We start from the raw sequence: 20,845 nt of genomic DNA, 5'->3' as shown, positions 1-20,845 counted from the left end.
GGAAAGTTATTTAGTTAATAAAAGTTGAGTGAATAAACTTACTTAGAGATTGATCTGTAAGGCTGAATTGAAGTTGCTCGAGTATTTTGAGCTTAAATGGCTACAAGCGTTTAGGAAATTGCCTTAATTATGAAAAACTCATTCATTTAAATCTGCCATGGGCCGGGAATTTTCATTTAAATCCTTTAGGTGTTCATCTAGTTTAGATTGTAAGTACTGAGCAACTTTGGGGTGTGTATCAATGAGATTATTAGATTCTGCAACATCGTTTTTTAGATTGTAAAGGGCGGGTAGCGGTCCTTTCCTCATCGTCATGTGATGCTCCTTGACGACGAGCTTCCAGTCACCACTTCGCACTGCCTCATCACGGAAAAAAAGGTGACGATGTATAACATGATTTTGACTTTTTAGAAGTGGTGAAATATCTTTCCCATCAATTTTCCGATCTTGTGGCACCTGAGTATTTACGAGTTGTGCAAATGTGGGGAGTAAATCAATAGTTGAAGCCAGCTGATTACACACTGAGTTGGCTTTAATCAAGCCTGGGCCCCAAAATACAGTGGGCATGCGAACACCGCCTTCGTAACTTGTGAATTTTCCATCTCGCAAAGGTCCAGAACTCCCACCCTCGTCGCCGTAGGATAACCAAGGTCCATTATCTGAGGTGAAGATTACAAGGGTGTTTTGATCTAATTCTTTTTCTTTGAGGTGCTTGATTAAGCGGCCGGTATGGAAATCGATCTCTTTTATAACATCACCGTAAAGGCCTTTTTTACTTTTTCCGCGAAACTCCTTTGAGGCGAATAGAGGGACATGAGGCATGGCTGGGGTTAAAAAAATAAAGAATGGCTTGTTTTGATTTTTATCAATGAATTTAATCGTTCTGTCAAAATAACGCTGAGTTAAGCTGGCTTGGTCAGCGGGGAATTCGACGATTTGTTCGCCCTCTAAAATAGGAACTAAAGCTTTGTATTCCGATTTCCAAATGGGGCCTCTCTTATTGACGTGAGGAGCGATGAATTTTTGTAGCTCCTTAGCTTTTTCTAAAGTCCAGTCGCCATTAAATTTTGCGTTTTCCGCAAAGGTCTGGTGAGGTGCAATAAACATGTCATTTGAATAGGGGATACCGAAGTATGTATCAAAGCCCTGAGCACTTGGGAGGAGGCTAGGTTCATCGCCTAGATGCCATTTCCCGAAGCAAGCAGTAGCATAGTTTTGCTCCTTAAGTAGCTCAGCAATAGTGATTTCATCTGGATGGAGCCCTTGCTTTGTTCCTGGAAAAAAGGCACTTTTTATACCGATCCGATCGTTATAAGTTCCGGTTAAAAGGGCAGCACGAGATGCTGAACAAACGGCTGCAGAAACATAAAAGTTATTAAATTTCATGCCTTCTGTGGCCATTTGGTCAATATGAGGGGTTTGCACCCCTTGGGGATTAAAGCAGCTTAAGTCGCCATAGCCCTGATCATCGGTGAATATGATGATAAAATTAGGTTTAATATCATTTGAATACACTAATGGTATTAGGCTTAATAAGGTTATGAGTAGCTTTTTCATTGTTATAATAACTTAATTTAATTAAAATAATCACATATTATAATATGTATTATATATTGTTTTTCAAATTCGATTACCACAATACTGATGATACAAAGATTATTTGTTTCTAAAAATAAAAAATCCGAATATGAAAATCGCAAACATTACTAGGCTCATGATCGCGAGTAGGACTTCGTAGTGATTGAATTTTAAATTCATCAATAAGTAAGTTCGTCCTTGGTATAAGTCTAAAAATTTCATACAGAGAATGGAGCTGACGCTCGTTCCCAGTGCCATTTGCATGAAGCTCATGGAGATGCCAAAGGATTTATCTCTTTCATCAACCACATGCATGGCCTCTCCGCTGATGCCGATATGCATGGCGGAAATCCAGGTATTAATTAAAAAAGCAATCAGGGCCGTAGTGAGCATGTAACTTACAGGGAAGTGACGGGTGAAAGTAAAGCAAATGAGGAAGAAGGTGATGACTAGGGTAGATATCTTAAAGAGGCGATCGTGAGAGTATTTATCGCTGATCCAACCCCCTAGCCAAAAGCCAGCAGTGGCGCCGGCCATATTGATATAAGAAATAGTGAGGACATTGCTTTCGCTAAAGTTTAAGGCACCAATTTGGTAGAGGTTGAGAGTGGTGGCTAGGCTTGATCCTAAGAAGGCAATAAGAAAACAAAAGATACAAAAATAGATATACTTTTTATTGTGCAGAAGGTGTTTGCAAGCATCGCTAAATTTATTAGCTTTTTCTCTACTGGTTTGGACTTCGGGAATACGCCCATAGAAAATGGCTCTTATTAAGCAGAAGATTGCCAAAATTATAATGATACTACGGTAAATATTGCTGTCATCTGAAAGGGAAAAAGCCCACGAAGAGAGCATAGTGGCAATAAGGGCAATGACTTGCCAAGAGCTTCTTAAAACGGCGAGAAAGCGTCCGCGTTTCCCTTTTTCAATCAAGGGTTCCATGAGGGCGAACCAATTAGAAACGGTAAAGATATGGCCCAATTGATAGACGATTAAGCCAGTGCTTACGATAAGTAAAAAATGTTCCTTGAAATAGGAAGCAGACAAGATGATTAAATAGGCTATGGGGCAAAAGACATTGGTGAGATTTCCTAGTTTCTTTTTGCCAAATTTATCTGAAAGATTAGCCACTGGTAGGATGAGTAGGACCATCAAGATATTGGGGAGTACAGTGAGCGAAAGCATGACGTCAGAATCACTAAGTCCAAACTTTTTACAGTAATTGAGCATGAATCCATTGATGAGAAACATCAGGGGAAGCATGCCCGTGCACTGACACCAGATAATATTTTTTCTGGCCGCAGTGTAATTAATTGAGCCCTTAAGTGATTTATTCATGCAGGCAAGAAACTTCGTCGGCCTTGTAATACAAGGCCAGTAGAATTTTATGGTTTATCAATATTATAAACTTTTTTAATCTCTTCGGCATTGAGTGCGCGATCAAAAAGGCGGACTTCATCTACTGCCGTCGGCTTATTATTACAGTGCATAAATTTACCGCCTTGGAAAAAACCGTTGCCCTTACGACTGGAGTAATTTAGTACCTGCTTTTGAGCAATTTTTTCTCCATTAAAATAGATAGTTACATTTTTACCATAAGTGGCGGCAATATGAAACCATTTATCTGCAGTAATCTTCTTTTTATCAAGGCTGACATCAACATTGCCAATATTTCTATTCCAATTGGCAATGAAACGATTAGCGCGGCAGCGTAGGTTTAGGTTGCCATAGGCTTCTCCCCATAGAACAATATCCTGTGGTCGATCTTTGTATTTAATCCAAGCTGAAATAGTGAATTCATCTTCACGTTGACGTAGACCACTAAAGGTGATGCGGCCAGCTTCGCCATAAATACCAAGGGCTTTACCTCTAATTCCATCATTGATAACTTGTCCTCCGGATACCACTGTAGAAGCGCCCTTACTATCAAGAACTGGGCTTGATCCCGAATCTAATTTATCACAGGGCATATAAGCGATTAAACCTGCTGGGAAGTCTTTGTTTTTCCCGGAGGTTAGTTTTGGGAGTTTGTAATGAGAATCGTAGGCGAGAGCTGCGGGAATTAAGGTTTGGAAGTCGCTTTCACTCTCATGTTTCATTCTTATCAGGGATGAGCCCATGGCAATTTGGAAACGGAAGGGGTGGAGGCCTTTGCTGAGAGCGATCTTGCCATTGACTTTTTCTGCGTTAACTCGACGACGAACAATGACTTTGTTGGTAATAATCAGTTGAGAAGCATTTTCGCTACCCTTAGCCAAATCAAATTCGTAAACGCCGTCTTTGCCAATGCGAATGTAGCCCTCGTACTCCAGGAGTTTTCGGGGAGAATTACTGCTTATCATTAGATCTGCAATGCTCACAGAGTAGGGCTTTGCTGAACTGACATCGAAATACTCTAATGGTAATCCGGAGGCGGGGATGAGTTTAGCTTCAGATCTACCTTGAGCTTGTTTAGCCTCTTCAGTTAGGATGATGTCGAGACGATCATATCTTTTTTGAATGAGTCCAGGAAGTACATCAAGCTTTTTAGCAGCGATATTTTTTTGACTAAACTTTGAAGGGCTCAAAGCCTCAAGTTTGTCGGCATTGCGACTGAGTGCTGAATCAGCAAGAGCTATATATTCACTAGATCTTGGTGCTTTAAGAGCGAGATTTATTTTATAGTCTTCTTCCATGTCACCTTTCCAGAAAACTGGGTCACATACCGTGAGCTCAAACTTGTGCGTACCTTTAGAAAGTGCGATGTCGCCATAGCGTTTTTTGTAGGAAAGACCATACTGCTTATCTACGAGAATGAGGCTTTGGTCGGACACTTTAAAGTCAATGGGACCTGCTGATTCGAGCTCGAATGAGTAAACACCGCTTTCAGGTACTTGGATGTATCCACTGAAATTGTAGAAAGCTTTAGTCATCCATTTGCTGTCTACCGTATTGTTCATTTTTGGGATGTAAAAACCTTTGACCGCATGGGTCATGAGCGCTGTGTACTTTTGAATGTTGGGAAGTGAATTTTTATCTCCCTGAAAGAAGCCTTTCTGATCGAATTTGGTTGTTTTTATCTCATAGCCTTTAAGTAAGAGTCCCTCTGATTGAGGCTTTGATGCCAAGCCTTGCTGAGGTGTTTGTTTTTCGAAATTTATACTTACCGTTTCACTCCAATTCTCTTTCCCGTAGCGCCAGTCTGCCTGGTAGGTTTTTGCCTTTAGGGTACAGCTTTTATTGATAGCTAAAGTGCCATCGTAAATTGCGGACTTCGCATTTGGTTCACTACCGTCAAGGGTGTAATAGACTTGAGCCCCAGGTTTAATGTTTTTAAATTTAACTGGATAAGTATCGACCAAAATTTGCGGTGCGCGCCAATTGGGGCGGTTTTGATCCACGGTGAATTTACTACTGGAGACAAAAACCGGTTTTGGGGGACGTGCGTTTGAATCAATAATAGATTTGCCATTGCGTTTCATTGAGTAAACTGTTCTTTCGCGATCAGTTTGGCTAAAATCGTAGGTGTCGACAGTGTCAGCAATTTTGACTGTTAGGCGGGTTCTGTCATCAGACCACTCAGTTGTAGGCAGATTCTCACCATATTTGTAGGGGTAAACCATAACGCGGTATTCCGGGCTTTTGCCAAAGGCGGGGACCGAAACCATATTCCAGGAATATGAGCGCTGGACATTGGGTACCGGGAAAGCGTAATTGGTATTTCTCCACAGAATTCGGACAAGTAACATGGGGTCGCCTTTCTTGGGTTTAGGCTTCATTTCAATGTAGCGCAAGCCCCATGCGTTACCGCCATGTCTATTTATGTTTTTGTCAGCCATGCAGAAAATAAGATCTGTTCCAATTACACCATCGGTACTCTTGCTTGTGTGTCGACCTTTTGCTTTGGGATTTGAGCTATAAATAGCGGCATCACCAGTAATCATCATGCGCCAATCAAATTGGTGATTTTGGTCATCTGCTTTTCGGAGGTCATCAAAAATAAGTAAGTAAGGTTTTTTGCCTCGAGCAAAGTGAGTTGTACGGAAGACGTGATCCATGGGGTCATTCCATTTATAGTAGTACTCGGGGCCACGAGTTTCACCATGCCAAGGGCCGTAATCTAGGTGGGCAAAGCCATCGTAGTGTTCACGGATTTTTGGCAGGTAGGCAAGCTCGGAAAAGCGATCCAGACTATAGGCTTCCTTGGCAAATGGCTGCATTTGAGAGGGCATGGATTCAAGGCCAGGGTGATCGAGGTAGCGCAGGCCATTAAGACTTTTACGCCACTGATAAGCGGAAGTCATTTCAGATACAGAATTAGAGGCAATTTCGGTATTTTTTGCGGTCATCCAATCACCGGAGATGGGTGCGTAAACACCTGCGAGGCCATCTACCGTTACCATATTTCTAAAACTTGTGTCGATGTAGCCACCGCCATTGCTTACCCAAGGAATACCATCTGCCCAAACTTGGAAGTCGCCATGCTGAGGTGACTCATGTCCCATGTAATACTGATCAATTCTATTCTCTAGGTGAAAGAGCATGGAGTCCGCTGACCAGTCGTTGCGAGCAGAAGTGATGCCACGTTCATCATCAAACCAAAACTTTTCTACATCTTTAAACTCTTCCAAGTTGTCTAATTTATTATAATCAGTCATTTGGGTAGCCGTGAGCAAGTTTATAGCTTTAAGTGAAAACCAATTATGATGGATTTTTCCTGACCAATTATCTTTTGGAGTGCCCTCGAAATAGCTTAAACTTCCTGGAAGTTTAGCATTCCAGACAAAATCCACTAACTTGTCTTCTGGGTAAAAATGCTTCATTACTGACCAGAACTCAAGGTGACCACCTGAGCCGGATGCGCCTGACGCCATCCAATAGCGTGCTTCATCTAAACCAGTGAGGATTTTATCAAGACTTTTGCCATCGGGGCGGCGACGTGATTCGGTAGAAAAACGATAGTAGATTTTTCTAGCGTGTTGGAGGTTGGAATTGGCTCTTGCTAGAAGATGACTATGCTTGAGTAAATTTTCCGGATGATTGGGCCCCTGTCTTTTAGCAATGGCAAGAACGGGAAGCATGGGGATAAATCCTTTGGTGTTCTCATAGGTGATACCATTAGACGATAAGTCATAGCTGAGTTTATTTTTTAAACTCCATTCGGCCATTTTTGCCACGCGAGGGTCATAGCCTTTTTCACCTTCGATCGCTAGGGCAAGGTAGATTTGGTTGGCGGATCCAGACATGTGGTTATTGATGTACATTTGACCTGGAATCTGCATGCCAGTGGTATATTTACCTAGAGTGCATTTGGAGATCACGCGACGGACAATCGTACGCTCTTGCTCGCTCATGAAAGGATAAGCATAGTCATATTCAAAGGCTAAAGATAAATGGGTTCCACTGAAGTCATATCCTTTTAAAGTAGCTCCATGTTTCTTATACAATTGTTCTACTCTTGTTTTTCCTCCTTGATAATAGGCATCATGATAGGCTATTTGCCCAAAAACGACTTCTCTACGAAGGAAATCATAAGCCACATCTTTTATGGGGGCGGCAATAGGATCTGTGTTGAGAATGTCGACTCGACCCTCAAGATAAAGAGCGTGCTCAACAGTGGCTTTTGCTGCTTTTTTACCCAATTCCTGATCTTCAGTAATTAATGCATACAAGCCCCAACCAGCGATTTTACTGTCTTCCCCCCATGGGCTTGTTCTGTAATTGAAATTTGCCGGAACTTTCCACTTTTCTGCATCGCGACGCATCTGCTCCATTTGAAGTTTAAAAATGCGCGGAGCTTTTTGACCCATTTTGTGGAGCTCTTTAAAGCGCTCGATATCCTCGGGACCAATAATAATCCTTGGATGAATACCCACTTTGGGTACTGGACTTAATTTTGAAGCATCAAAACTTGGAGCTTTGTAATCCACGGGGACTTCAAGGGGAGGAGGCAGATCTTTAATTAATTCGCCATTGAGGATGTAATCACCAGGAGCACCGTAACTTCCCTTATAAAATTTTTCTTCGCCTTTGTAAACCTTGGAGAGGTCTTCAGCTTGGCTTGCGGAGCTTGCAAAGAAAAGAGCAGCAAAAATAATTATTCGTACAGAGTTCATGTAGAGTCCTTGTTAAAAGAGTTTTGATTTTACTTAATAAATTTTTCTCAAGGCCTTATGCCAAGATTTTGATTGGGTTTTCCGTAAGCCGAAGCTTGAAAGAATTAATAGTTGGGGTTCCAGTAAAACCTCGTACCAGGTGGTTGAATGTGAGCGTTGAAAACGCCAAAGTTACCTACGTTTTCATACCACTGACTAGTCGTATTGGTGACTTTATATTCGTCATGAAACATCCAAGTATTGGTTTTGATAAAACTTGCTGAGCCATCAATATGTAGTGAATTTGCACCTTCATTTAGGTGATTGCCCATACTGACTCCGCGACCATCACTAGCACCGGCTATTCCTTCTGCGGTGGATTGAGTTGGACTCCAGTTTCTGACGTAATCATGCATGGCAATGGTGGAGGAGTCAACTGCCGTGATTTTATTATGATAATTGTATTTGAAAAGTCCCACGGCTATACGGCCGGCGTTGCCGCTACTAATGGGATTGTCTCCATAGCGGAAAGAATTTTCATAATAAGTCTTAAGGGCAGTCAACTCTCTACCGTCAGCAAGAGTTACGGTTTCAACTGAATCAATACCAAATTTACCTTCGTAGACGCTAGGGCATTCATAGCCTTTACGGCTTGTTCCCATGTAAACAGCTATTTGCTTTAAAAAAACATTATTGGGATCACTGAAATTTGAGGGGAGATATTGGTCGTTATCTTCTGTATAGAGTTGAATAGCAAGGTGATGTTGCTTTAGATTGCTAAGGCAGATAGCTCTTCTAGCTGATTCACGAGATTTCTTTAATGAGGGCATGAGTAAAGAAGCTAAGATGCCAATAATAGCTACGACAACAAGAACTTCGATCAGGGTAAATGTTTTATTTTTCACAAGGTCTCCATGTATTTTAATATGTATTATAATATTGGATTCAATAAATTTCAAGTAATGAGAGTGATTTTATCAAAGCTTTCCTGTAATTTCTTGCAAGCGCTGGTAGGTAGACTCCGGGAGTTCCCCGTTGGGCCTTGGACTGACATTGAGCAAGAGCTTGGCGCCGCGATCACGTAGATATTTGTAAGTGTCCAACATCCATTCAACCGATTTATATCTTTTAAATAGCCCCAGACATCCATGTTATTGCCATTTTATACTCTAATAATCAATATGACTTAAGATGAATTGGTGAACTTTATCGGCCCAGCCTGGAAGACGCTCGTGAGCAAAGTCTGGGTAATAAACGATGTCTTTTTCTGCACTTATTTTATTGTAAGCAGCATGCTGACTGGAAGGGGGGCAGATTTGATCCATGAGGCCACAGGCCATGAAGGTTTTTGCCTTGATGCGCTTGCTGATATTTTGGATATCAATGTAGCCCAGTGTATTAAATACTTGTTCTTTTCTTTGATGGAGTGGGTCGTGGTAGCGAAAGTAATTGCGCAGTTCCTCATAGGCATTTTGGTCGAGGTCCATGTTCCAGACGCGCTGATAATCGCAGAGGAAAGGATAATGGGGCGCACAGAGTTTTATTTTAGGTTCTAGGGCTGCACAGGCGAGAGCTAAAGCACCGCCTTGTGATCCTCCGATGGCGGCCAAACGAGTTTCATCGACTTCGTCTAATGACATGAGTATATTGGCGAGCTGGGCTGTGTCCAGGAAGATCTTTTTAAAGAGCAGGGCGTCGGGCCCTGAATCAATGCCACGAATAATGTGTCCCTTGAGTGTGTTGCCCAAGACCGAACTGGAATCCTGTGAGTTGCCTCCTTGACCACGACAGTCCATGGAAGCAATGGCAAAGCCAGAATTGACCCAGGAAAGCTTTTCCGACCATTCACCTGAGTGGTAGCCATAGCCGTGAAATTCGATAACACCGGGAATGGGCTTGGAGATGTTTTTAGGTCTTAGGTATTTAGCGTGAATACGAGCGCCATCAACACCAGTGAAGTAGAGTTCAAAGGCCTGGGCATTTGGGAACTGAAGTTTTGAGGGAATAAGTTCGACTTGGGGATCAAGCGCCTTCATTTCGGCGATATTGCGGTCCCAAAATTGATCTATGTCATCAGGGCAGGGGCTGGAGCCCATATAATTTTGGAGTTTTTCAATTGGAAAGTCAAAGGCAGGCATAATAAAGCTCACTAATGCTAAGGGTTTAAACGCAACTGAGGGTTCATTTGTAAAATATATAATACTTTATATAATACATTCAAGTACTTTTGTTCTTAAAATTTAGTGAATAATTAAACTTGAGTCTATAGGAGAGAACGGTGAAAAAAATATTATTACTTATGGTCCTAATGAATTTGGCGAGTTCGGTTTATTCAAAGGAACCCCACGACCTGGATCGCCATGATTCAATTGCCGTGTGGCAATGGTCCTTAGATACTCAAGATAAACACGGGCGATTAGGCAAAGCTTTTCTATGGATTCCCCCATCATGTGAATACGTTCGAGGCGTGCTCTATGGTCAGGATGTTTTTCTTGAGCAAATGGCTTTTGAAGATCCAAAAATTCGCGAAGTGTGTACTCGTAATGATTTGGCAATTATCCACGTGGGTCGCGGTGGACTCGGCTACGATGGCTTTGGCAAGGAAGGTGAGGGCTATAAGAAGTTTAATGATTTACTGAGTCAATTTGCCGAAAAATCAGCTTATTCTGAATTAGCTCAAGCACCATTTCTGAGTCTTGGACACAGTGGTGGGGCAATCTGGGCTTGGAGAATGGCCTATGATAAGCCTGAGCGTTGCTTTGGTGTTATAGGCTTGAGGGCAGCGCCCATATCGCCACCGGAACACAATAAAAAAGCGGAACTCAATGGAGTTCCAAGCCTGTGTATTACGGGTCAATTTGAAACAATGGATCCCGATTATGGCGCCGAGCATCATTGGCGTTGGTGCCGTGCAGACATTTTGTCTTTTCGCGCTAAGCGCAAAAACTTTCTTGGTAGTGTTTTAGTACACCCGGGTGCGGGTCATTGGAATTGGGATGATAAGCTTGCCGATTACGTGGCACTCTTTATCGATAAGGCCGTAAGGGCGAGGATTCCTCCTGTTAAGCCCCCTTTAAGGCAAATGCCAAAGTTAAAAACCATCAAAGTTCAAGATGGCTGGTTAACAGATACTAACTTAATCAGCAAAGCTCATTACCCGACGGCTGCGTATAATGACTACAAAGGTGACCCGAGCATGGCGTTTTGGCATCTAGATGAAGAATTAGCTCGAGCTAATGAGGCCTTTGGTCTAATTGATGGAAAAGAGTTACAGCTTGTTACTGGTGCCGACAAAAATGGCAACTTACTGACCAAGTCCTGGATGCAAAGCATCGAACTGGCGCCACTTGAGGATGGTATAAGTTTTGATTTGCAGGCGGGATTTTTAGAGCAAGCACCTAAGCTTTACTCCCATCCTCAAGAACCTTATGCGATTGGACATGCACCTGGCAAGGTTCGCTTTCGTGCCATGGGAAGTGCAGAACAATTGAGTGATAATCGCTTTCGTCTTAGGCACAACCGTTTTTCTTTGAATAAAGGAGCTGACTTAAAACTTATGGCTTATCACTCCGGTGATGAAAAATACATTTATGCTGAACAAGTGATCAGAGTCGCAGTTCCCAAAATAAATAAAGTAGGAAAAGAACAAAAGATACTTTTTGATGATATTCCCGATCAGCTTTACGGTGTCAAATCACTTGACCTAAAGGCCGTGAGTGACTCGGGGCTGCCCGTTCGCTTTTGTGTCATCGAAGGCCCAGTCATTATCAAGGGTGATAAACTCATTTTCACGAAAATCCCAGTCAAAGCCAAATGGCCAATGAAGATCACGGTGGCAGCCTATCAATGGGGTAGATTTAGTGAGTCGCAGTTTCAAACGGCAGCAAGTATAAAAAAATCATTTGTCATCAAGCAGCCTTAGAAATCATTGTTCTATTTCATAATTTCTTTTTTAGAAACTTTAAAATTGGATATTAAAGTACTGCGGCCTGACATGAGGCGAAGTCCAATTCGTCCTTGTTTTAGCTCAGCAAAATTATCGAGTTCCCAGGAAAATTCCTTTTCAAGTTCAGGCCCACTTACTTTCATACCTAGAGTCATTCCCTTTTTTTCAAAACAGAGCTTATATTTTACACCGGGTTTAAAGAGTCCAGTATTCCAGTAGGTGCCTGGTATTTCTGTGCTTTTGTTAAATTTTTTATCGGATATTGATGGGTAGCGACGAGCTCTCAGGTATTCTCCCTCAAGGTCATAGCGGTTAACTGCGTATGAAACGTGATAGAGCTTCATATTGAGAAAGTATATAGGCATACGAGGTTTGGTCCTGAGATGATTCCATTTGGAGATGTCTTCTTTATACTTCCCCATACCAATGCCACGAGCGTGAAAATAGAGTATGTTTATATTTCTGTCTAAATTGTCTAGGCGAGTAAAGTCGTATTCTATTTTTATGTCTCCTTCAAATTCTTGTTTTGTCCACAAGACCATTGATTGACCATTATCATCCGGATCTGGTCCTGCAGTTAAAATCATCCCATCAGTTGTGTTTTTTACCGAAGAATCAATTGAGTCCAGGAACCAGTTTTCTTGCCAATCTTCAGTACATGTATCGACCATTAAGGTATTAAAATTGGTTTTACTTTCTTTTGTTTCTGAAATAAAAGTAGCCTTGTCATTACAGGAGCAGGAGAGTAAAAGCCATGAAAAGAATGTAGATAAAAGTAATTTCATAAATAATCAAATTTTTAAATTGTAATACATAATATAATACTGTATATGTATTTTTGATTTGCAATGTGATTTTTGATTTGCAATGTGATTTTTGAAAATTTTTTAATAATTGGATGATTTATGAGACCTCAGAAAAAAATTCCTTTCATATTTTTAGTTAGTATAAATTTAATTAGCGTTTGGCAAGTAAATGCACAAAATTCACGGGGAGTCCTGCCTGATGAATTAACTGCAGAAGAAATACTCGATGGCAAGTACTTGTGGCCTGAATCACCTGAGGTGGATATTCAGAGAGTTGGCCAAGAAAAAGGTTTTATGCCCGATGCCTTTGGCAAAGCACCCGCAGTTGGAATTCATCCCCGCCTGTTATTTTCTGAGGAAGATATTCCAAAAATCCAAGAGCGTATAAAAAACACTCGAATGGGCACGAAGTCCTACGCCAATATGAAAAGGCGTATTGCGCTTCAGAGTGCCGAAGGAACGGCTTACTCAAATACTTTAAATGCCCTAGCAGCAGGAGATGTGGAAAAAGCGGCTGCATTGCTGGCTGATTACAAAAATGCAGGGAAGGGACCGATCACTTCTTATCATCACCGTCATTCATTTGTCTACCCCTTGTTATTTGATAGCTTCATTTGCTTAATTGAAAACGACAAAGAACGTGGTGAAAAACTGGCCAAGGCTACTGCGACCCTCGCAAAGATTTATCAGGCTCGTTTTGATGCCATGGATGCCGAGGCTGATGGCACAAAACAAAGTGCAAGCCCTATAATCAATGATGATGGCAATCAGATGCACCCCAATGGGGAGCTGAACTCTGATGTTTGGCGAAGCGGTAGAAGAAAGGCCTTTGATGGAGACCCCTTTTACGTTTATGCTTACGACTTTAATTTTAAATGGATGAATGTGACTGAACGCAGTACTTGTCGTCAGACCATCAACTCATTTATCAATGGCAAGACGACCATGGGCTCCCACATGCCGCATCATTTTCGTAATTGGAATTGGGTAGCCATTGGTTCCGGTGGTTTACTTAGTTCTGCAGCGGCCACACTTGGAGAAGAGGGCAATGATGCACGAGTTTATCAGCATGCGCGCGAACTCATCAATGACTACCTGACTTATGGTTGGTCGGAAAAAGGCGCATCTCGTGAGGCGATTGCCTACACACAATTTGGTTTACGCTGGTTGATGCCCGCCATGGTGACGCTTGCCCGCAATGGCGATAATCTTTGGAATACAGACAATTGGTACAAATCTCTAGAGTGGTACGCGCAATCAGTACAGAGTGAGAATGGTCGCTTCCTAAGTCATGGTGACGGTGGCAATGATGGCGTGCTCGATTTAACGGCCTTGATGTTTAAAAATGCTTATCCAGACAGCGAACTAGCGGATTATGTTTTAGCTGAAACACTAGCGGGTTCTGAAGATCCTGAAACTGATAAGGGTCTAATGCTCTTTCGGACAATTTTTGCGGTGGATCCCAAGAATGATCTTAAATATTATAAGAAAGGAGCCAATCTTGGCTTAGAACTCACTCATTTTGATCCTGAACGCAATCAATTAATTACTCGCTCTTCTTGGGGGCCAAAGATGTTGAAGCTCAACTTTGAATGCCGTGCAGATTCCTTTGCGCCCAATCACCAGCATGCTGACCGAGGCATATTTTCTATCACTGGAGCAGGAAAGACCTGGGGGACAGAACATTTTAGAGGAATAGAAAGTCGTCACCATAGTGTGGTGACGATCGATTATAAAGGCCAGGGTTACTTTGCGCCTCCGGGCAAGTGGATAAGTTTAGTTGATAATGAGCACGCGACCTTTGGTGTATGCGATAGTAAGTACGCCTATGATTGGTATTTTCATCCAACTTTATCAGGTTTTACGGACAAGAATAAGTCGCGTAGAAAATACGCGAGATGGTCAAGGTTTGTAGAGGATACAGATTTGTGGTTAAAAGATAATCCCGATTTTGATTGGAAAGCTAATATTGATCGCAGTCCACAAATTGAAAAGTATTGGAGTGGTTTCGAAAAGGGTGATCCGAGAATGTGGGATGAATATTCACGCCCGGTGCGCGTGCCCTTTAATCCAGTGCAGAAAGCGTTTAGAACGGCTGGCCTTATTCGGGGAGCCAATCCCTATGTGCTTATTATGGATGATATCAAAAAGGATGATCAAGCGCATACTTATGATTGGAATATGATGTTTGACCCTGATACAGAGCTCATTTCTATTGATACAGATGAAATTTTATTGGGCTCAAATACAGAGTTAATTAAAGGGGGATTTACTTATACTTTTAAGCGCAAGGGGCCAAAGAAAGCTTCACAGCTCTACATTAAAGTACTTGAAAGAAGTATCCCAAAAGATGTTTTTCACAACCCAGAAATACGACTCGAAGCAGCGGAGTTTAAAGAAGCGAGAAAGTGGCCCGAGGGACGAAGTTATGGTCTGACCAAACGATTAGTCATCCCCAGTTTTAGTAAAGAACCTAAGTTCAAAGTTTTGCTTTTTCCTCATTATGAAGGTGACGAACTACCAAAAATCGAGTGGAATAATGACAAGACTGAAGTCAAAATTCAATGGAAAAATCAAAAAGATAAGCTGTCATTTAGTCAAGCAGATGATGGCCGTACACGAATAGTAATTGAACGTAATGGAAAGATAATCAGCGAGGTAGATTAATTATGATAAGTAGAATATTCAGCATTGGTTTTATTGTTTTATTTTGTTGTGCATGCGAAAACTCAACAAAACAATCGCAAAAAGAGGAAGTGAAGAATTTTGAATTAAAACCAGACACCTCCCTGTTTGAGATCGATGTCCCAATGGTGCAGGGTGAGGTGTTGGAAGTAGAGGAAACCCTCGATGGTAACATGCTACAAGAGCAAAATAATTTCGCTTATACAGCTGAAGAAATTCAGCAGTATTTTTCTAAGCCATACACACTAAAATATGATTTTACCGGTTTTGATCCTAATAGCGTGCGCAAAGTACCTGAACCGGGGGTGCACCCACGGGTTTTCTTTGGACCAGATGAATTACCTGAATTGAGAGAACGATTGAAAAACACTGTCCCTGGCCAGAAGATTATGGTCGCAATCAAAAAAGAGTTGAACAATAATATTCGGATAGAAGGCAGTCCTACTACAGCAGGGTATCAGGCACTAATCAAAGGTGATGAGAGCGTGGAGATCCAAAAGAATATTTCCATTGCTTACGGTGCTTTATACGAGGCTTTTCGATGCCTTGTTGAACAGGATGAAGAAGGTGGCAAGCAAGTAGCTAAAGCTATTGTGACAATCGCACAAATTGATCAAAAAGTCATTCAGAAATCTATTGACTCCTATAAGCAAAAACATCCAGAAGCCAAGAGGATTGATTTCCGAGTTACTGCTAAGCACCCATCGCAAAATGGTACCTTAGGTCTGATGTATGACTGGGCGTACAATTTTATGAATCAGCAACAAAGAGATATTGTTCGTAAAGCGATTGTTACGGCGTCTAACAACATGACTTTGCAGGGTGCGCAAAACCTGCGTACAATTCGAACGAATTCCAGTAATTGGATTTCATGGACATCACGACTCGTGTGCTTGCTCGCAGCAATAGAAGGAGAAGAGGGATACGACCCAGTGGCTTATCAGCATTCAGTACAGGCCATGAAGTGGTTCTTTTCTTTGAGTATTTTTCCTGATGGAGAAAGTCATGAAGGCTGGGGAAAACAATTTCTCATGGCTGAATTAGCTTACATTATGGCGAGAAGAGGAGAGTATTTTTTTGCGAATCAAAATGTTCGCAATACTTTTAATAAATATTGGCTTCATGCTTTAAACCCATGGGGACGTAAAGATGAAGAGTTTGGTGGAGTTTCAGGGCCATTTACATTCTATGATTCCCAGGGAGGAACAAAGACTCGTATCCCTTCCTTGCCAGATATATTGGTTTATAAAAAACTTTACCCCAAAGATCCGGCCATAGATTTTATTTATCGTAGTGCGATGGGAGAAGGCTACGGCAGTTTTTCTGAACGCATTAATTTACGTCATCATTTCTCAACTTATGATGGCTTCTGCAAAGCCATTTTTGCGATGACTTTTGACCATACTAAGACTTGGGATGAAGCGCATGCTGATTTAACAAAAGATAAGGATTTAACGTACTTTAGCATAGATACGGGGAATATGATTACGCGATCAGACTGGAGTTCTGACGCCCTTTACTTTCACTATAATAATCGTTCCATGCCGGGTGGTCACAAGTACTCGGACCGCGGGCATTTCAATGTATATGCCGATGGTCGCTACTGGGGGATTTACGAGAAAATGCGTCAGGTGAGGGAAGCGTATTTGCCCAAGAATCGCAGCACAGTCATGATTGATGGGCGGGGCGTGTCTATTGCTCCAGGTAAATGTGTGGATCATGTGAGTAATGACTTAACGAGTTTCACAGTTAGTGACTTGAAGATAACTTATGATTATTCCCACAACTACCTCTTTCCTTTGAAGGGAGAAGATAGAAAGAAAAAAGTTATGTTGCCACATTCATATAATGAATTTCGCTTAGAGCCGTCGGAATACCCTTATTATAATTTAACTCAGGACATGAGACCGCATTGGTATGAAAGCCTCAAAAAGCCCTATGACCAACGTATGGGTGGAAGTAATTCTGCGGGATGGAGAAAGCATGATATCCCCATGAAAAAAGCTTTTCGTACGGCAGGTATGGTACGTGGTAAGCACCCGTATATTCTCATTGTAGATGACATTCAAAAAGATGATCAAAAAAGGCATTACGAGTGGGGTATGACTTTGGCGAGTGATATAAATTTAAATAAGGCGGCAAAAGATTTGGCGATTTTAAGTGACGATAAAAACCGTCAATTAGTGGTTCAAATGCTCAGTGCAGATGGTCTTGAAGATGCCCCAAAAATAAAAGAAGTACGCAGTAAGAATCCTCCTCAGCCGGATAAAGTTATCCCCAAGTTAGTGTTCAATTCTCATGCTAAAGCCCCAAGCTTCAAAGCGCTTATCTATCCTCCACGGGGTGAGCAAGCGCAAGTTAACTGGAATGAAGACAGAACTCAGCTCACACTTACTTGGTCAGATCAAGTGGATTTGATTACTTTCCGTGAGGCAGAAGATGGCAGGACTCGAATTAAAGTTCAGCGACAAGGTAATGATATAGTTGAAATAAAATGATAAACGACAAGATCTTAACTCTATTTTATCTGAGTATTTTAAATGTAATAATATTTAATCTAAGTGCTGCAGATTTATCGCCAGAAGCTATGCGCTCACCGGTGAGTCAGGTTTTTCAGTTTAAAGTAGAGGTGAAAGAGACGGGCTGGAAACAAGGACAGGATTCAAATACGGTCACTTATCTCTGGATTCCTGAAAAAACAAAAAAAGTCAAAGGCGTTTTAATTCTCTGCAGCAATGCCCCTGAACATACACTCGTAGGACATGAAAAATTACGCGATGTTTGCCGCAAACATGACTTAGCCATCTTTTGGGGTGTGCGCTCCTTTTATAATTTTGCCTCGAAAGAAAATGAAAAAATTGTTGCCTTAGCAGAAAAGATTCTTGTTCGCTTAGCGGAGGTTTCGGGTTATCAGGAACTTGCTACGGTCCCCTGGATTCCCCTTGGTGAATCGGGGCACCTTTTGATGGTTCAGGCTCTACTAAACCATCGGCCTGAACGCTCAATTGCAGGTATTGCACTCAAGGACCCCGTGATGGCCAACAGAGCCTGGGAAGTTCCACTACTCTCTATTCACGGGACTTCACACGAATGGAATCAGACCAAAAAGGATTATCCGAATATATGGAATGGGAAGGATCGTAAAGAGGGCTTGAGGTCTTATAAAGATTATTCAGAAACCGCCAAAGCTAGAAGAAATTGGCCGGCCAGCCTGGTGCTCGATCCCGAGAGTGGACACTTCGAAATTTCCGAGCGTTTGGTTGAGTATGTGGCGGAATTTATCGATGCCATTGTACCGCTACGTTTAAATCCTGGAGGTGAATTAAAGCCAATAGATTTTTCGTCTACTTATCGTGCGGATCTTGCTTACAGAAAAGAACAGGTCCCGACGCCTTTTGCGGCGGATCAGACTGGCACAGGTTTTTGGTATCCCACAAAAGAACTAGCAAAGAAAGCTCAAGCAATAAGTGATTATAATTGGGACGCCGAATCCCAATTAATTGGCGTAGCAAATACGGATGGAGAAGTTTTTAAATTCAGCTTTGGGGGGATTTCCTACATCGATGTAAATTATCCTACAGAAAAGCATCCTAATGCTCCAGTGGTAAAAATGCTGGATGACGGCATCACTTTTGAATTAAAATCTATCGTAATGGATCAACTTCCTGCGGAATTTAAGCAGGCGGGCCTTCCATTACCAAAAGCACCAGGTACACCAACTATAGAATGGGTTTGCGGTGCCTTTGAGCCTTTGGGCAATAATCGCTTTTGCATGGCTATTGATCGAACTTGGCCGTCACCATTGTACTTTGCTGTTCGTCACCCAGGTACAGATAACATACGCGGGGTTTGTCAGCCAATACAGATGAGTCGCTGGGGTGAACCAAAAACAAATGTGGCTCAGTCCATTAAATTTGATCATATCGAAGACGTGAAAGAGGGAAGCAAAGAGTTGCCGTTGAAGGCAGAAAGTAATCGTGGTTTACCCGTGCGTTTTTATGTGGATTCAGGTCCTGCGATTATTCAGGGGGATAAACTCATTTTTACCGAGATCCCTCCCAAAGCTAAATTTCCAATTGAGGTAGAAGTCGTGGCCTGGCAGTGGGGCACAAGCAAGGGAGAGGGCGTTCGCCGAGCTAAAAATGTGCACAAGACTTTTCGTATATTAAAATCCGAGTAAGGGAAGAATCGTCCTCGTTCTCAGTGCTGAATGTGGATAAAGTAGCGAGACATTTGACGAAGCGCTACTTTTGATTAGTGCTAGAGCAAATAAATGTATAGACGCTAAAGCCTCTCTAGTGTCGGTACTGGTAAGTAGCGTTGTTGAAAGTGAATGTGCTGGCGTCTACGCCTCCCGTGATATAGAGCTTTTTATTTAAGTTAAAGCCTGTACCCCAAATGATTCCGTGTGGTAGTTGAGGCCCCTTACGAAAAGTGTTTTTCCCTGGTGAAAATATATACACATCGCGATCAGATGTTTTGTTGCGGCCACTCATGATCCAGATTTCTCCTTTATAGTGAGCTACAGCGGCAGAGCGAGGCGAATTGGGGACAGCAATAGTTGTCCAGCTCATAGTTCCAAGATCTAAAATAGCTAGGTATTTATGGTCGACAATATGGTAAAACTTATCCTCGAGCTTAACTCCATAGGAAGACCCCTTGCCCAGAGCTCCCTTGTTTTCGACTTGCCATTGTGATTCACCGTCAGCAATGCTGAATAAGTGGATGTTATGTTCCTCTTTTTCTAGTCCATATCCCATGACGTAATAACGGTTTTGGTGGTTGAATGAGAGGGCACTAGGAAGCGCTAGAGGCAGGTCGGGCAGGTTACTCATTTTTTCACTTTCGATATCAAAGGATTGGGCAATCGGGGGATATTTTTTTTTGCCTTCTGCATCGCGGGATTCACCACCGGCTGTAATAATTTTGTTGCCGAGGTGGGATACGCCACAATATGCACGTGCCATGCCAAAATGAGCTTCGATTTTCCATTTTTCCCCATCAAAACTAAGGAGTTCTTCATGGCATTTCCCCTGGTTGGGGAAGTCATACATACCTGTTAAGGCCCACTCTAGGTAGAATTTTCCCTGCAACACATCACCACCGAGGTCGTGAGTCCCACTCGGCATTCTAGCGACGAGCTTCCAGTCGCGCTGCCAGGCATCTTTGGAAGACTCTTTTATGTAGTGATCGTTTCCGGATCTAAACCAAATACTGCCCAAGTCATCAACAAAAATTTTATCGACTTTAAACTTAGTTTGATATTCAGTGATGTGATCTTTCTTTTTTAGGGTGATGAGCTCGATGATTTTATTGTTATCACAAGCGATGAGCATACCGCCAGTAGGGGCAATGGTGAGGTCGGTAATTTTGGCTCCTTGGGTCAAGCTAGAATAATCTTTCCATCCCTGTTTGACTTTGGAAGGGTTCAATCGGAAAATTTGTGTATCATCTGCAATGACCAGCTTGCCAGTTTCATCGTTAATTAGGTGTTGCCATTGCCCTTTTGGCACATTGTCCAGCTTTTGCCATTGTTTTGAGCTGGCTTTGAGGAGCCATACTTCGCCATCTATTAAAGTCCAATAATTGCCATAAACATCAAAGCTTCTTTGACTTGATGATTGGGGCCATTGACTTGCGGGCTTAGGGATATTGATTGGAAATTCCGGAAAGTTGTTTTGCTTTGATAAAACAAAATCTTCTGCCATGAGGCAAAGACTAAAGCACAGTAAAAAGAGTATTTTCATGGTGATACC

At 42.1% G+C, this 20,845-nt stretch carries 11 protein-coding genes; 4 read left to right on the top strand and 7 right to left on the bottom strand.

Features of this window, described 5'->3' with window-relative positions:
- Nucleotides 1-138 precede the first annotated feature (138 nt).
- From LNTAR_RS05355 to LNTAR_RS05335, 5 genes are all read right to left on the bottom strand, one after another.
- The gene (locus LNTAR_RS05355; RefSeq protein ID WP_007277625.1) at nt 139-1,557 is read right to left on the bottom strand and encodes a sulfatase family protein; all 1,419 of its coding nucleotides are present in this window, start codon (nt 1,555-1,557) and stop codon (nt 139-141) included.
- A 99-nt stretch (nt 1,558-1,656) separates the two neighbouring features.
- Nucleotides 1,657-2,916 (bottom strand): MFS transporter, encoded by a 1,260-nt coding sequence (locus LNTAR_RS05350; RefSeq protein WP_007277624.1) that lies wholly within the window; start codon nt 2,914-2,916, stop codon nt 1,657-1,659.
- 47 nt (nt 2,917-2,963) lie between these two features.
- Nucleotides 2,964-7,673: a LamG-like jellyroll fold domain-containing protein gene (locus LNTAR_RS05345; protein ID WP_007277623.1), complete on the bottom strand. Its 4,710-nt coding sequence runs from the start codon at nt 7,671-7,673 to the stop codon at nt 2,964-2,966.
- A gap of 104 nt (nt 7,674-7,777) precedes the next feature.
- Complete coding sequence (locus tag LNTAR_RS25185) at nt 7,778-8,557, bottom strand: type II secretion system protein (protein ID WP_007277622.1); 780 nt, start codon at nt 8,555-8,557, stop codon at nt 7,778-7,780.
- A 264-nt stretch (nt 8,558-8,821) separates the two neighbouring features.
- Entirely contained in the window at nt 8,822-9,790 is a 969-nt protein-coding gene (locus LNTAR_RS05335; protein ID WP_007277619.1) for an acetylxylan esterase, read from the bottom strand.
- Nucleotides 9,791-9,930: 140 nt separating this feature from the next.
- Between LNTAR_RS05335 and LNTAR_RS05330 the strand changes: the two genes are divergently transcribed.
- Nucleotides 9,931-11,574 (top strand): hypothetical protein, encoded by a 1,644-nt coding sequence (locus tag LNTAR_RS05330; RefSeq protein ID WP_007277618.1) that lies wholly within the window; start codon nt 9,931-9,933, stop codon nt 11,572-11,574.
- A gap of 11 nt (nt 11,575-11,585) precedes the next feature.
- On the opposite strand, the gene LNTAR_RS05325 is transcribed toward LNTAR_RS05330, so the two are convergent.
- Entirely contained in the window at nt 11,586-12,383 is a 798-nt protein-coding gene (locus LNTAR_RS05325) for a hypothetical protein (RefSeq protein WP_007277617.1), read from the bottom strand.
- A gap of 120 nt (nt 12,384-12,503) precedes the next feature.
- Between LNTAR_RS05325 and LNTAR_RS05320 the strand changes: the two genes are divergently transcribed.
- The 3 genes from LNTAR_RS05320 to LNTAR_RS05310 are packed head-to-tail and all read left to right on the top strand — an operon-like array spanning nt 12,504 to nt 19,269.
- On the top strand, nt 12,504-15,071 hold the full coding sequence (locus LNTAR_RS05320; protein WP_007277616.1) for a hypothetical protein: 2,568 nt from the start codon (nt 12,504-12,506) through the stop codon (nt 15,069-15,071).
- 2 nt (nt 15,072-15,073) lie between these two features.
- Nucleotides 15,074-17,587 (top strand): hypothetical protein, encoded by a 2,514-nt coding sequence (locus LNTAR_RS05315; protein WP_007277615.1) that lies wholly within the window; start codon nt 15,074-15,076, stop codon nt 17,585-17,587.
- Nucleotides 17,584-19,269, top strand: coding sequence for a hypothetical protein (locus LNTAR_RS05310; protein ID WP_007277614.1), 1,686 nt, complete (start codon nt 17,584-17,586; stop codon nt 19,267-19,269). Before LNTAR_RS05315 ends, LNTAR_RS05310 begins: the two co-directional genes overlap by 4 nt.
- Nucleotides 19,270-19,384: 115 nt before the next feature.
- Here the strand turns inward: LNTAR_RS05310 and LNTAR_RS05305 are convergent, their stop codons facing one another.
- Nucleotides 19,385-20,836, bottom strand: coding sequence for a Kelch repeat-containing protein (locus LNTAR_RS05305; protein ID WP_007277613.1), 1,452 nt, complete (start codon nt 20,834-20,836; stop codon nt 19,385-19,387).
- Nucleotides 20,837-20,845 lie beyond the last annotated feature (9 nt).

The organism is Lentisphaera araneosa HTCC2155 (genome assembly GCF_000170755.1).
GTDB classification, from domain to species: domain Bacteria; phylum Verrucomicrobiota; class Lentisphaeria; order Lentisphaerales; family Lentisphaeraceae; genus Lentisphaera; species Lentisphaera araneosa.
The sequence above is the reverse complement of the archived record's forward strand: the minus strand, read 5'-3'. Positions and strand labels throughout refer to the sequence as shown.

What these genes read in the sequence shown, in the direction of transcription:
- LNTAR_RS05355 (WP_007277625.1), bottom strand. Translation starts at nt 1,557, where the DNA reads ATGAAAAAGCTACTCATAACCTTATTAAGCCTAATACCATTAGTGTAT.
- LNTAR_RS05350 (WP_007277624.1), bottom strand. Translation starts at nt 2,916, where the DNA reads ATGAATAAATCACTTAAGGGCTCAATTAATTACACTGCGGCCAGAAAA.
- LNTAR_RS05345 (WP_007277623.1), bottom strand. Translation starts at nt 7,673, where the DNA reads ATGAACTCTGTACGAATAATTATTTTTGCTGCTCTTTTCTTTGCAAGC.
- LNTAR_RS05335 (WP_007277619.1), bottom strand. Translation starts at nt 9,790, where the DNA reads ATGCCTGCCTTTGACTTTCCAATTGAAAAACTCCAAAATTATATGGGC.
- LNTAR_RS05325 (WP_007277617.1), bottom strand. Translation starts at nt 12,383, where the DNA reads ATGAAATTACTTTTATCTACATTCTTTTCATGGCTTTTACTCTCCTGC.
- LNTAR_RS05320 (WP_007277616.1), top strand. Translation starts at nt 12,504, where the DNA reads ATGAGACCTCAGAAAAAAATTCCTTTCATATTTTTAGTTAGTATAAAT.
- LNTAR_RS05315 (WP_007277615.1), top strand. Translation starts at nt 15,074, where the DNA reads ATGATAAGTAGAATATTCAGCATTGGTTTTATTGTTTTATTTTGTTGT.
- LNTAR_RS05310 (WP_007277614.1), top strand. Translation starts at nt 17,584, where the DNA reads ATGATAAACGACAAGATCTTAACTCTATTTTATCTGAGTATTTTAAAT.
- LNTAR_RS05305 (WP_007277613.1), bottom strand. Translation starts at nt 20,836, where the DNA reads ATGAAAATACTCTTTTTACTGTGCTTTAGTCTTTGCCTCATGGCAGAA.